11 protein-coding genes are annotated in these 13,284 nt (G+C 58.4%); 6 read left to right on the plus strand and 5 right to left on the minus strand.

Annotated elements, in window-relative coordinates; translation table 11 throughout:
- Positions 1–938: 938 nt before the first annotated feature.
- The 5 genes from ACVIHF_RS42030 to ACVIHF_RS42050 all read right to left on the minus strand — a co-directional run bounded on the left by ACVIHF_RS42030 (position 939) and on the right by ACVIHF_RS42050 (position 6,974).
- On the minus strand, positions 939–1,313 hold the full coding sequence (locus ACVIHF_RS42030) for a response regulator transcription factor (protein ID WP_456777554.1): 375 nt from the start codon (positions 1,311–1,313) through the stop codon (positions 939–941).
- 94 nt (positions 1,314–1,407) lie between these two features.
- Positions 1,408–2,085, minus strand: a complete 678-nt coding sequence (locus tag ACVIHF_RS42035) for a response regulator transcription factor (RefSeq protein WP_028338114.1) — start codon at positions 2,083–2,085, stop codon at positions 1,408–1,410.
- Entirely contained in the window at positions 2,082–4,754 is a 2,673-nt protein-coding gene (locus ACVIHF_RS42040) for a PAS domain S-box protein (protein ID WP_456793818.1), read from the minus strand. The genes ACVIHF_RS42035 and ACVIHF_RS42040 overlap by 4 nt, the downstream gene beginning before the upstream one ends.
- A 439-nt stretch (positions 4,755–5,193) precedes the next feature.
- A complete protein-coding gene (locus tag ACVIHF_RS42045) occupies positions 5,194–5,517 on the minus strand; it encodes a hypothetical protein (protein ID WP_456793819.1) in 324 nt (107 codons plus the stop codon).
- 134 nt (positions 5,518–5,651) lie between these two features.
- Positions 5,652–6,974, minus strand: coding sequence for a dicarboxylate/amino acid:cation symporter (locus ACVIHF_RS42050; protein WP_456793820.1), 1,323 nt, complete (start codon positions 6,972–6,974; stop codon positions 5,652–5,654).
- A gap of 987 nt (positions 6,975–7,961) precedes the next feature.
- On the opposite strand from ACVIHF_RS42050, the gene ACVIHF_RS42055 reads away from it, so the two are divergent.
- From ACVIHF_RS42055 to ACVIHF_RS42080, 6 genes are all read left to right on the plus strand, one after another.
- Positions 7,962–8,246: a helix-turn-helix transcriptional regulator gene (locus ACVIHF_RS42055; protein ID WP_456793821.1), complete on the plus strand. Its 285-nt coding sequence runs from the start codon at positions 7,962–7,964 to the stop codon at positions 8,244–8,246.
- Between the two features lie 245 nt (positions 8,247–8,491).
- Entirely contained in the window at positions 8,492–9,541 is a 1,050-nt protein-coding gene (locus tag ACVIHF_RS42060; protein ID WP_456793822.1) for an aromatic ring-hydroxylating dioxygenase subunit alpha, read from the plus strand.
- 3 nt (positions 9,542–9,544) lie between these two features.
- Positions 9,545–10,297 (plus strand): GntR family transcriptional regulator, encoded by a 753-nt coding sequence (locus tag ACVIHF_RS42065; RefSeq protein WP_028336750.1) that lies wholly within the window; start codon positions 9,545–9,547, stop codon positions 10,295–10,297.
- Between the two features lie 11 nt (positions 10,298–10,308).
- Positions 10,309–11,289 (plus strand): PDR/VanB family oxidoreductase, encoded by a 981-nt coding sequence (locus tag ACVIHF_RS42070; protein ID WP_456793823.1) that lies wholly within the window; start codon positions 10,309–10,311, stop codon positions 11,287–11,289.
- A 604-nt stretch (positions 11,290–11,893) separates the two neighbouring features.
- Positions 11,894–12,547, plus strand: a complete 654-nt coding sequence (locus ACVIHF_RS42075) for a hypothetical protein (protein ID WP_456793824.1) — start codon at positions 11,894–11,896, stop codon at positions 12,545–12,547.
- A 5-nt stretch (positions 12,548–12,552) separates the two neighbouring features.
- Positions 12,553–13,239: a molybdate ABC transporter permease subunit gene (locus ACVIHF_RS42080; protein ID WP_456794177.1), complete on the plus strand. Its 687-nt coding sequence runs from the start codon at positions 12,553–12,555 to the stop codon at positions 13,237–13,239.
- The last annotated feature ends 45 nt before the right edge of the window (positions 13,240–13,284 follow it).

The raw sequence follows: 13,284 nt of genomic DNA on the forward strand, positions 1-13,284 counted from the left end.
GCGATATCGCATCGGCCATGCGACTGAATTCCGGGCAACTGGCCTCGGAACGGCGGGAAGGGGTGAAACCCTGACTGACGCTGATCAGAGGAGTCGAAGCTGGCGCGACGATTGCTGACACCCAAACTACGGCGGCAACAGAACAACTCTTGCCGCTTAATCCAGCGAACCGCCGTATACGGACCCGTATGTACGGTGGTGTGGGAGGGGAGGGGCTGCGAGGCTTCCCCCTATCCCGATTGAATATCTGGGACAGCTTGACGGTGTCCAGGCCATCTAATGATGCGCACGAGTTCACGTGGGCTGAAGGCGCCGGCAGGAAGGGGAGGTCCGAAGGAGGCACGGAACGATGCTGCGCTCCAAGAGACAAGAAGTTCAGGTCTGTGACGGGCGCGTCGCCGCGAACAGGAGCTCGTGCCGCAGAGCTCTTTGCCTGCCAACCAAGATCACCCCAAGTTGTCAGCAATTGTTCCCCTAAAGGCACTCACAGATCATCTGGGGTGAGGGGGAGCTCTTTTGTCGTACATAAGTGGTATCCAGTCGCTACGAGCCTAAGCGAAGCAAGCGCTCGTCTGTCGGGAGCTTCCGGTAAACATTATCCGGCCATCAACAGGCTGGAATGAGCTGACACAGTGCCACGCACTCCGGCCTCGGGCGGCAAGCTCGTTCTGGCCGGCCTGAGCGCCTGTTGGTCAGGTCACGGACCAACAACGCAACTAGATAGAGCTTGCCCGCTGCCGATGCCTTCTAATTTCGGAGTGCTATAGGAGATCGTAGCGGGTCACGATAGATCTATAGATTTTGAGATTCAGCGCTCAAATTAGCTTGGGCGAGCTCAGGGTGACAAGCCGAGAAGACGGGTGAAATAGACTTGTCAAGGAGCCCAGCCCGACCTCAGCGGAGTCTGACGACAGGGCGACGGCGGCCGGCTGCTGGTTTCAGATGTCTCCGCTCTCCAGTGCGGCATCAAGGCACTCGATCAGGGCATGTCCTGTGAAGGGCTTGGCCAAGAATCCGGTCGCTCCCGCGCTCAGGGCTGAGGTGCGCACGCGATCGTTGGGAAACGCCGTAATGAAAATGAACGGCACGCTGTAACCTCTGTTCCGCATTTCTGTCAGGAGGTCCAAGCCGGTCATAATGGGCATCTGCACATCCGTGACGACACAGGAGGTTTCGTTCAACCGCGGTGACCTCAAGAACTCCTCAGCCGACGCAAATGTTTGGACTATATAGCCACGCGATTTCAAAAGGTTCTCTGTCGCCGCACGGACCGATGCGTCGTCATCAACGACAGAAATCAAAGGCGTGGACAAGGCAAGCCCTCCTGGCGCGGGACTAGCGTTTGCCGAGGCATTAGCCGACCCTGGGCGAAAAGTGGGCTTGAGTGGTTAAATTGTAAAATCATACTTAGGTTTGTTCAGGGCGGTTAGCTCGGATTCCGAGCGCCTCAGTCATTCTAATCAAATCCGCCAGCGACCGGGCGCGCATCTTTTTCATCACGTGTCCCCGGTAGATCTTAACCGTAATCTCGGCGAGCCCCAACTCGGCGGCTATCTGCTTGTTCATCAGGCCGGTGGCGACCAGTTTCATCACCGCCTGCTCGCGCGGGCTTAATGTTTCAAATAGGGACTTCAGGTTCGCGACGGTCTTCTCGTCCTCTCGTCTTTTGCGATCGCGTTCGGTCGCTGCGATCACGGCGTCCAGCAGTTCCTGATCGCGGAACGGTTTGGTAAGAAAATCGACCGCTCCGCCCTTCATGGCCCTGACGCTCATGGGAATGTCGCCATGGCCCGTAATGAAGATGATAGGAATATGAATGCTCGACTTGGCTAGCTCGGTCTGAAACTCAAGGCCGCTCAAGCCTGGCAGCCGGACGTCAAGAACCAGGCAGCTAACGACATCCGGAAGTGTGCTTTGCAGCATTTCGCGGGCCGATCCGAATGCAACGACGTCCAGGCCCACCGATTGAAAAAGGTTCGTGAGCGATCGGCGCATCGAAACGTCATCTTCGACAACGAAGACAATCGCATTTGCCGACGTCTCGGCCTTGCTGCCTTCGCGCTGGGAGTTAGAGCGTTCGCTCACGACACGACCTCCTGGTGCAATGGCAGATCAAACCGAAAGCTTGCCCCCGGCCCCCGCTTGCGGGCGATTGAAAGGCGCCCTCCATGAGCTTCCACAATCGAGCGACAGATCGAAAGGCCCATGCCAAGGCCATTCGACTTTGTCGTGAAAAACGGGTCTAACACTCGGTCGGCGTCATTCTCGGCGATGCCGACGCCACTATCAGTCACCGCAAGCCACACGTGTCCCATATCGTCCCTGGATGACTGAATCACTAGTTCGCGCGTCCGGTCCGTAACTGCGTCCATAGCTTCGATCCCGTTCATCACCAGATTGATAATCACCTGTTGCAACTGAATTCGGTCTCCGTAGATCGCGGGCAGCGCTGCCGTCAAATCGGTCTTTAGCGCCACTTGGTGGCTAATCAGCTCTCGCGTCACGAGCGCAATGACGTCCTTAACGACGTCATTAATGTCGAGTGGTAGCATCTCGATCTCGCCTTTCTTCGCAAGCGCGCGAACCCGACGGATCACCTCGCTTGCTCGGATTGCGTCTTCGATTATCCACTCAACCGATGACCTCGCGGCGGAAAGATCGGGGGTTTCGCGGTTCATCCAACCGAGGCACGCGTCGGCGTTGCTGATAATAGCGGCAAGTGGTTGGTTGATTTCATGGGCGATGGTGGTTGTCAGCTCTCCTAACGTCGTCACACGCGTCACATGCGCAAGCTCCGCCTGAGCCTTTCGCAGCTGTTGTTCGGCTTGATCTGCGCGAATGATAGCCGTGATGTCCGTGCTGACGCCGCGGTAGCCCAGAAAATTACCGTCGACACCAAAGAAAGGCTTGCCACTCGTTCGGACGTAGATCGGAGTTCCCATCCGATTGATGGTGCGATAGACCAGATCCCGAAATGGGAGGTGCGCCTCCAGGGTTGCTCGATGCTGCCGCCACTTCTCAGGCTCTTCTTCGACGTCGCACGCGATATCCCAACGAAGCGTACCCATCAGTCCTGTCGCCAAAATTCCCGCAGCGCTGGTGTGCTCGGACAGGTGGGTGACCTGATGATCCGGCCCGGTCTCCCAGAGCCAGTCGGAAGCCGTTTCGGCGTAGTCGCGAAAGCGCTGCTCGCTTTCCAGCAGCGCGGCAAGTGTGCTTTCCAGGCGGTCTCTGGCTGCGTATTGCTCCGTGACATCCATATGTGTTCCAATGAGCTCGCTGACATTGCCGTCGCTGCCAACCACGACATGGGCCACAGAATGTATGTGCCTCATCGAGCCATCAGGGAGGAGGATTCGAAAATCATACTCGAATCGCCCATCCTTGTCGTCTCTAGCCAGGCGCTGCACTTCCTGAAGGCGAGGCAGGTCGTCCGGATGGATACGCGAGCGAATGGTCTCTATCGATACAGCCTCTTGCGGCTTGAAGCCGAAGAGACGATCCACTTCGGCGGAGCGATAGATGAAATCGAGACGGTAGACGTCCCAGGACCAACTGCCCGTGTGACTGAGACGTTGGGCTTCGGCAAGATAGGCCTCGCTACGGCGCAATTGTTGCTCTGCTTGCCTTGCGGCCGTGATATCCGTCGCCGCCCCGACGAAGTCGATGTCACCAGTCGCGGTTCTCGTCGTTCGTGCCCGCGCATGGATATGCTTCACCGATCCGTCCGGCAGCACTAGCCGGTATTCATGCTCGAAATTCTTTGGATCTCGCATCGCTTGATCGATGGTCTCCTTGACCGACGACCTATCGTCTGGATGCGTGCGTGCGACGATCAGTTCCGGCGCGGGAACGGTCTCCGGATCCAACTGGAGAATCCGATATAGCTCCTTTGACCAAAAGGCCTCGCCGGTGGCGACGTTCCAGCTGAAGCTGCCTGTATTGCTCAACTCCTGTGCCTGAGCCAAATGTGCCTCGCTTCGCTGCAGGGCAAGTTCGGTCCGCTTTCGTTCTGTGATATCTTCGCAGGCTATGAGGACAACGGGCCGCTCATCGGCCCAGAGCATCGCTTTGGCGTTTTCACGTACCCACAATATCGAGCCGTCTTTCCTAACTTTCTGCGCCTCCCAGGTTTGCGATTGACCGATCTCTTCAAGGCACGTCCGAATGCATTTGCGAGCAAACGCGCGATCCTCCTCCAGAAAGACTCCCAGGATGGATTGACCAATCAGTTCGGAACACGCATAGCCGAGTTGTGTCGCGCCGAACGTATTGACGTTGAGGACGGTGCCGGCTTCATCGACCATCACGTACATGGACGGATTGTGCTCAAAGATTGCGCGCCACCGCTTTTCACGGTCTTTCAGGTCGGCAGCGCTGCGCCGGAGTTCGGCCGCAGTCTCACGCGCAGCCTCTCTTTCCTGGCGGACCTTTCCAATCAGGTGCGTTCCGACGATCGAGACAGTGAAGAAAGCGACAACTACCAGAAGAACTTGAGGGTCGTCGATCCGCAAACTGAACGCCGGCGGCGCAAAGTAGTATGCCAAAGCAGCGATAGCTAAGACCGAGAGCGCGGATGATGCAACAAAGCTGCCGATCAACGAAAACAGCAATATCACTAGCAAATAGCCAAACGCCGTCGCAGCGAAATGTGTTTGAAGGTGCAAGGAGGCGAGCGTCACTATCGCCAGCGTTATGCTGCCGAAAGTAAACTGCGTGGCTGACCGCTTGAAATTATTGATGTGGTCATACATTCTTGGACCGTCCGGCCTTTCTCCGGCGGGAGAGCTATAACATTTTAGGCAAAAATGGGGCAACCCTTCCGGCCCATGAGGGACGCTCGCCTTCGGTTCCGGTCAATTGCTTGCGGCTGAACTCAGCACGTGCCGCAGAAAGGCGCATCACAAACGTAGGTATAGTTGTCCTAAACCTTTCATTATGGCGCGCTGACATGCGTACAACCGAGGCTGAGATGTCCGTTTTCCTTCGCTGACTATATTGCTCGGCGGGCGCTCGGGGCCGCGGCCGAACCACAGCTGCGCGGCGCCAAGGCATGTTTCAACGACGCGGACAACGCCTACATCGAGTCAACGAAGACACTGACCCTGCCCAATGAGGCACGCGTCGCCAAATTCATAAAGATCCACGATAAGCTGTGGAGCCCTGACGTGACGTCAGTTCGACGAATCCATTTCAGCCCGCGAAGGTGCCAGACTGGTCCACCGTGATCATACGCGCGCCGGCCTGATGCCGCGACGCGCGCCGGAACAAACGGATGACTGAGTCGGAGATCGCCGCCACTCGTCGGCCGGAAGGGGCCTGTTCAGTGGCCAAACGGGCCAGGCTAACTGTGGCTAGAACCCAGTACCTCGGCCCGTCAGGCAGGCAGGTCTTGCCGGAATCTATTGTTCTGCCGCGGTTACGCGCGGTTACGTCGGCATTGGCTAGGGAAATAATCGTCGAAAAAGCTGTTTCGTCATCCACGTTTGCATGGATGTTGGGCGTGACGCGGAACAAGTGGCGATCCGCAGGTCCCGCAGAGAAGTTCTAGCTCGCAGTTTCAAGTCGGCTGTGCCGATTTGGAACTGCGAAAGAACTACGGAGTTGGCTACGCTCAGTTGAGCGCTTTGAAATCACGAATAGGATCCGGCCTACCTGCTTGAGCTTCGTGTATCGATATCGCTGAAAACGGTGGACTGCTTGAGCCGGGCGTGCAGTCTCGCGTTGTCGAGCTCGCCTTCCCACCAGGATACAAACACCGCCGCGATGCCATTGCCGGTAATGTTGGTGAGGGCTCGCACCTCGCTCATGAACTTGTCGATCGAGAATACGATCGCCATGCCCGGCACCAGCGCTGGATTGACCACCGACAATGTCGCGGCGAGCGTGATGAAGCCTGCGCCGGTGACGCCACTTGCTCCCTTCGATGTGAGCATTGCCACGAGCAAGATCGTGAGTTGCTGGCCAAAGGTAAGATCGACCCCGAGTGCCTGGGCAATAAACAATGTCGCAAGCGTCATATAGATGTTGGTGCCGTCGAGGTTGAAGGAGTAGCCGGTTGGCACCACGAGACCCACCACGGGCTTTGAGCAGCCCAGCCGCTCGAGCTTCTCCATCAATTGCGGCAGCGCGCTTTCCGAGGACGAGGTGCCGAGCACGATCAGAAGCTCGTCCTTGATATAGATAATGAATTTGAAGATCGAAAAGCCGACGATCCGCGCAATCAGGCCGAGTACGACGACTACAAATATCGCGGCCGTCGCATAGAATAGCACGATAAGCCCGATCAGATTACCGAGCGCCGCCGGCCCGAACTTGCCTATCGTGAAAGCCATCGCGCCGAACGCACCGATCGGGGCCGCTTTCATGATGATGGCGATCACGCCGAACACCGCGTGCGCGATGTCGTCAATCATGCCGCGCAGCCGTTCTCCACGCTCCCCCAGCGCCATCAGCGAAAAGCCAAACAGGATCGCGAACAGGAGAACTTGCAGTACATCGCCGCGAGCGAGGGCGCCGACCACAGTATCGGGAATGATATTGAGAAAGAAATCGACGGTCTTCGAGGCTTCCGCCTGCTTGACGTAACTGGCGACCGCCGCAGCGTCCGGTTTGACCGCAAGACCATGGCCGATTTGGACCAGATTGCCCATGACAAGGCCCAATACCAAGGCAAAGCTCGATACGATCTCGAAATAGACCAGCGCTTTGACGCCGACGCGCCCGACTTTCTTTGCATCCTGAATATGCGCGATGCCGGATGCGACGGTGCAGAATATGATCGGCGCGATCACCATCTTGATCAGCTTGATGAAGCCGTCACCGAGCGCCTTGACCCAGTCGTTGGTCGCGACCGACGGCCACAGCCAGCCGACGATGGCGCCAATCACGATCGCGATCAACACCTGGACGTAGAGAATTTTATACCAAGCCTGCGACGCGCGCACAGGCGCCGCAGTTGCCATGGTGGTCATGACGCTTCCTTCCCGAATACACTCGCTGCGAGCCGCTGCGTCGTTGAGACGCGACGGCATCATACGAGGCTGTCATTTTAGCCGTGTCCGATTGAAGACGGTTCCGAGAGCCGGCGCGTCATTCCAAAGGCAGGCGTTCAGTTACGTTATCTTTTTTCGTCAAGCAAGTTCTGCACCAGAGGCCTAACGCGCAGACGACCGGGGCGTCATTGGATAAGCCGCCTGTCTTCTGACGAGGTCTGTTTGAATTGTCGAACGGCATTTGTGAGGTCGATCGCAACGGTGTTGCTCAACGTCACGCCGCATTTTGCTGGCAAATCACCGAGTCTCGTCTCGGCACAGAAGTACTAGAGTGATCGGTACGCTTCGATAGCCAAGGTTGATGCAACAATACGCAACATTGGTAAAATTGATTGTTTGGATCGTAGGCATCCAGGCAGTGGAAGCTGTGACATCTAGCGGTGATGTGAGGCGTATCCGCATCGGCGCTCGATGAGCCGTTTAGGCGTCTGGGTGTTACGATGGAGCTCTCAACTCGATCATTCCACTTTTGGCAGTTTTGAACGTCCTTTTTCTGAGCGCTTTTCCTGGCAGGACGAGACCAATGTGACTAGTTCTGGCTGCGATTGTACATTTTCGACAATCGGATGACGGAGCGCAGCAGCACAAAAGTATAAAGTATATAGGGTGCGGTGAAACCGGATGGTTCGGCAGATTTCTGCGCAAAAGCGATTCCGCTTCCGCATTACGAAGGCGCCCGATCACCGTGCGCATATCCTTCTGTGCAAGGTGCGTCTTTGCAGCCGCGAGCCCGGCGCTAAGAAGGCTTTGCGCCCAGGGCGTAGGAGACGAGCGGCGCCTTCAACTTGGGGTGCCGAAAGCCGCTTCCTCGATATTCGGTATCCCTCCAGAGAGCACGCTTCTCCATGATGATGGTGCGAACAAAGTGCCGCCATTCGCGGCCGGCCTCTCACCTGGAGCTCTCAAATGCCCGATCCGATGTCACGTCTATCCACGCGGTTCCTGCGTACACCGGAGGCTGCGCGTTATCTTAGCCTATCCGGCCGCACGCTCGAAAAGCACCGCACATATGGCACGGGGCCAGCGTATCGAAAGATCGGCGGTCGCGTCATCTACGCACTAGAGGATTTGAGAGCATGGGCCGATCTCGGCACCAAGACGTCGACGTCCGATCCCGGCAGGGGGACTGTGCTGCCGGCTAAGAAGCGCCCAATGTTGCGCCCCTACGCAGGCCAGGAACATCGCCGATAGCCGTACGAAGCCGCGACAGTGCAGGACGAGGTGCAGCGGGATGTACACGATGGCGAGCTCGGATTGAGCCGGCAGCTTGGTTAGCGGTACCACCGATGTTTCGTTAGGGCCGAGGTGAAGTCGATGAGCTTCTTGTCGACCCTTCTCTGTATACAAGAGTGCCATCACAAGCCCGTACATTCGTCAATTTTCTGGCTTGTTTTGAAGTCACTGTATACAGACAGTGTCCAATGCGAGGAGCCGCTATGAGCCGTTGCTTTCCGACGAATGTCTGGTACGTGGCCGCTTGGGATGCTGAGGTGAGGCAGGCGCTGTTGCCGCGCACAATCTGCGGCAAGCACGTCGTGATGTACCGGCGCGCCAACGGTGAGGTGGCGGCATTGGAGGATGCCTGTTGGCATCGGTTGGTGCCGCTTTCAAAAGGGCGTCTTGAGGGCGACAGCGTCGTCTGCGGCTACCACGGGCTGAAATTCAACGCGCAGGGCCGCTGCATCTTCATGCCCTCGCAAGAGACGATCAACCCCTCCGCCTGTGTGCGTGCCTATCCTGTGGTCGAGCGCGATCGCTTCGTCTGGCTGTGGATGGGTGATCCGGCGCTAGCCGACCCGCGCTTGGTGCCGGATATGCACTGGAACGATGATTCCGCTTGGGCCGGTGATGGCGACACCATCCACCTGAAATGCGATTATCGTCTGGTTGTCGACAATCTCATGGACCTGACGCACGAAACTTTTGTGCATGGAGCCAGCATCGGCAATGACGCCATCGCGGAAGCGCCGTTTGACGTCACCCATGGTGAGAAGACCGCTACCGTAACGCGCTGGATGAAGGGGATTACCGCGCCGCCGTTCTGGGCCAAGCAATTGCAAAAACCTGGTCCGGTGGACCGCTGGCAAATCATTCGTTTCGAGGCGCCGTGCACCATCAATATCGACGTCGGAGTGGCGCCCGCTGGAACTGGCGCGCCGGAAGGCGACCGATCGGCTGGCGTCAATGGCATTGTCCTCAACACCATTACGCCCGAAACGGAAACGAGCTGCCATTACTTCTGGGCCTTCGTGCGCAATTATCGCCTGAACGAACAGCGCCTGACCACTGAACTCCGCCAAGGCGTTTCTAGCATCTTCCGTGAGGACGAGGTCATTCTCGAGGCGCAGCAGCGTGCGATCGACGAAAATCCTGACCGGGTCTTCTATAACCTCAACATCGATGCGGGCGCGATGTGGGCCCGCCGCTTGATAGATCGCATGATCGAGGCCGAGGATCCACAGCACAGTCGGCAGGCCGCGGAGTAGGGCATGGTCGAGCGCGACAGTGATCGCTCCGTCTCACAGACGGTGCGCGCCCAGCTCAGCTTGCGCGATCTGATCCTGTCGGGCGACTTGCGGCCGGGCGAACGGATCTCCGAGTTGCAAGCTGTGGAGACGATCGGCGCATCGCGTACTCCGGTGCGAATGGCATTGGTTCGACTGGAGGAGGAAGGACTTCTGGAAGCGATCCCTTCTGGCGGCTTCATGGTGAAGGCATTTTCCGAACGAGATGTCCTGGATTCGATCGAACTGCGTGGCACGGTGGAGGGGCTGGCCGCGCGATTCGCCGCCGAGCGCGGCGTTTCGTCGCGCGATCTTGAGCCTCTTAAAGGATGTCTCGACGAGATCGACGGCTTGGTGAGGCAGGATCCCATCTCCGTCGAGGCTTTCTCCTCCTACGTCGCGCTCAATGCGCGTTTTCACGCGCTGTTGACCGAATTGTCGCGCAGTCCGCCCTTGATCCGGCAGGTCGATCGCGCGTCGGCGCTACCATTCGCTTCGCCCAGCGGCTTTGTGATGACCCAATCGACGCTACCGAATGCGCGCCACACGCTCTTGATTGCGCAAGATCAACATCGCGTCGTGATCGATGCAATCGAAAACCGCGAAGGCGCACGGGCCGAGGCAATCATGCGCGAGCACGCCCGAGTGGCGGCGCGCAATCTGCGCGTTGTGCTCAGGAACAAGACGCATTCTGATCTGCTGCCGGGACTGGCGCTCATCAAGATGCCAGGCGATTAAAGGAAATCTCCATGCGGTTCATTGAAAGCTGGACACGAGCAGCGCTCGTCGCGACGCGCGATCTGACACCTTCGATCCGCGAGTTCCTGATCAAACCGGAAAACTTTGATGGCGCGGCCTATCCGGTCGGCAGCCATATCAACATCGCCGTCACTATCGATGGACGTCCTGAGACGCGGTCCTATTCCCTGGTCGGCGAAGCTGACCGAGCCGGCTATCGTATCGCCGTGCGGCGCGCGGAGGACTCCCGCGGCGGCTCGCAGTATATGTGGTCGCTCGCGCCGGGCGCGCGGCTGACCATTACATCGCCCGCCTCGCTGCTGCCGATCGACTGGGCGCGCAGGCACTACTGCCTAATTGCGGGTGGGATCGGCATTACGCCACTGGTTGGGGCAGCTCAGGCGCTGGCGCGCCGCAATGCCGACTTCACTCTGCACTATGCAGTGCCTTCCCGTGAGCAATCCGTATACTTGGATGTTCTCTCTCCCTTGCTGAACGATCAGCTTTTTGTCCATGCAGGCAACGAAGGGCGCCGGCTCGATTTCGACGACTTATTCGCATCACTGCCGCCTGACGCCTTGACTCTCTTCTGTGGTCCGATGCGGATGCTCGATGCCGCGCGCCGGGCCTGGACCGGCGCGGGACGCGCACTATCCGACCTACGCTACGAGACCTTCGGTTCGAGCGGCTCGCTGCCGACTGAAGGTTTCCGGGTGCGCCTTGCAGATCGGGCCCTCGAAGTGGAGATTCCGCGCGATCGCTCGTTGCTGGACGTGCTCAATGAGGCCGGTTGCGAGGTGATGGCAGATTGCCGGCGCGGCGAGTGCGGCGTCTGCGCCATCGACATCGTCCACATTGACGGTGAGCTTGACCACCGCGACGTTTTCTTCAGCGAACAGCAAAAGCACGCCAACGAAAAGATCTGTGCATGTGTCTCTCGCGCCCGTGGTACTATTACCGTCGACATACTGCATCGCCCGGACGCGCTGTAAGTTCGCTGCAACGTGTTGGTTTCGGTAGCAGGTCCTGGCCCAGTCGCTCGGCACAATGGCCATGTCCAAAGGTAGTGCTACGTTACCATAGAACGGTGCGCGCATGCTTACCGGACGAAGACGATCGGCGATGCCTGGTTATCCTTCTTCCAAGTAAGAAAAAAGTCGAGCACGACATGTACTTCTAAACCTCTGTTCAGCCGCGTTCATTCCCGCAAGGGATTTGGCGGGCCGTCTGCGCCTGCACGCGCTGGCCCTCGAGGGATCCTAAACAGACCAGCCAATCCTACGAAGCAGAATCCACACGAGGATTTGCATCGAGTGATCACAGAGCGTCGCAACACCCAAGAGCATCTCGGGCGGCAAGCTCTGCCGCTTGATTGTGTCGTCGCTGTCTGCTTGAGAACAAAGATGCCGGAAATCTGACAGCGCGTTACGTCCACTCCAAAGTGAAGGGCATCTAGGCGCGCTTTTCTTACGTTAGGCACAGAGCGCGCCAAATTTCACAAGCGGCACGGGGATTGCTGGGTGGCAAGCGAGCAGTTGCCGCCGTCAGACCGGGCGAAGCGGCCCTGTCACCGGAGTTTCCGATGAGGTGCTTGCGATGCTGATCGTGCTCGCAGAAGCGACGGGCGTCAATGTGGCGACCGCCACGAAAAGCTGCATGCCGGACGATAAGCTTGCCGGGTGGTCGACTGAGGCAAGACGACCCGAGACCGTGTCGAATATTGGCGCGAGCGGCGATCTCTACGGTCATGCCACGCAGTTAGCAACAGTTCAGGTGTTACGTTCGGGCGACAGCATTCGCCCGACTGGACTGCATGAGAACGGCCCTGCGGCTCCGGAAAGCCGCTTCAGCTCGGCGGTGTCGACTTCGAACACCATAGATGAAAATGAGACGCGCAAGCCGTCGTCGTTCACGGCCCTGTCCAGGCATATCGCGGCTTGGACGAACACAATGAATGCGGTTGCCATGCCGCAGCCGGCGCGGCTGGTGCAGGGGGCACCCGCCCCACAGGCCGATCGATTGATTGAGGCCGGAGACCCAGACTACAGCTCCGCTGCGCTGTCGCTAACAGGCCACAAGGCGGGTATGCGCTGGCTGTTAGCGAGGCGTCTTATCGAGCGATCCGGCAGGGCGTTCCGTTCTCGGAGGTTGGATCTGACCAAAAGGCGATGCGCGCCAAATCTCTCAGCGAACTGGATGTGCAGGCGATCGCTGCGCCGGTTTCGCGGCGGGCTCTCACCGAGGGGCTGACGCACATGGACGCCCTTTCGCCCGAGATCTGGCAATCCGTTGCGCTCACGATCGAGCTCGCCAGCGTGACGACGACGATCCTGCTGGTTGTTGGCGCGCCGCTCGCGTGGTGGCTAGCACGCTCAAAGACCGTTTTGAGCCAGGCGGTTGCAACGATCGTCGTACTGCCGCTTGTGCTGCCGCCGACGGCGCTCGGGTTCTGCGTACTCGTCCTGCTCGGCCCGAACGGACCCGGAGGTCTTCTCGCCTCCTTCTGGGGCGAGCACACGCTCGCCTTTACCTTTGCGGGAATCGTAATCGGGTCGGTCCTCTCCGCGCTCCCCTTGGTGGTGCAGCCGATCCGTAATGCCTTTGTTGCAACAGGTGAGCTTCCGCTGGATGTCGTGGCCACTCAGCGCGGTTCTGCGCTGTATGACTTCATTACCATTGGCCTGCCGCTGGCGAGATTTGAGCTTTTCAAGGCTGGGGTCGTCGGCTTTGCTCATACGATCGGCACGTTTGGCGTCGTGATGATGATTGGCGGCAACATTCCCGGGCGCACCAAGGTGTTGTCGGCCTACGTCATAGACTACGTTCAAGCATCGCGCTGGCGGGAGGCAAGTTGGGTTGCTGGCGGTATGGTGATGTTCGCGATTGCAGTCATTCTCACCTTGACCCTCATCGACAAACGTTGTGCCAGGAGAAGTACATGAGCGCAGGCCGGCGCAAAACACCTTCGGCGCGTCGGCCAGATACAT

The organism is Bradyrhizobium sp. USDA 4506, assembly GCF_054058795.1.

Coding starts and splice junctions, on each gene's coding strand:
- ACVIHF_RS42040 (WP_456793818.1), bottom strand. CDS start 4,754: ATGTATGACCACATCAATAATTTCAAGCGGTCAGCCACGCAGTTTACT.
- ACVIHF_RS42050 (WP_456793820.1), bottom strand. CDS start 6,974: ATGACCACCATGGCAACTGCGGCGCCTGTGCGCGCGTCGCAGGCTTGG.
- ACVIHF_RS42055 (WP_456793821.1), top strand. CDS start 7,962: ATGCCCGATCCGATGTCACGTCTATCCACGCGGTTCCTGCGTACACCG.
- ACVIHF_RS42060 (WP_456793822.1), top strand. CDS start 8,492: ATGAGCCGTTGCTTTCCGACGAATGTCTGGTACGTGGCCGCTTGGGAT.
- ACVIHF_RS42065 (WP_028336750.1), top strand. CDS start 9,545: ATGGTCGAGCGCGACAGTGATCGCTCCGTCTCACAGACGGTGCGCGCC.
- ACVIHF_RS42070 (WP_456793823.1), top strand. CDS start 10,309: ATGCGGTTCATTGAAAGCTGGACACGAGCAGCGCTCGTCGCGACGCGC.
- ACVIHF_RS42075 (WP_456793824.1), top strand. CDS start 11,894: ATGCTGATCGTGCTCGCAGAAGCGACGGGCGTCAATGTGGCGACCGCC.
- ACVIHF_RS42080 (WP_456794177.1), top strand. CDS start 12,553: ATGGACGCCCTTTCGCCCGAGATCTGGCAATCCGTTGCGCTCACGATC.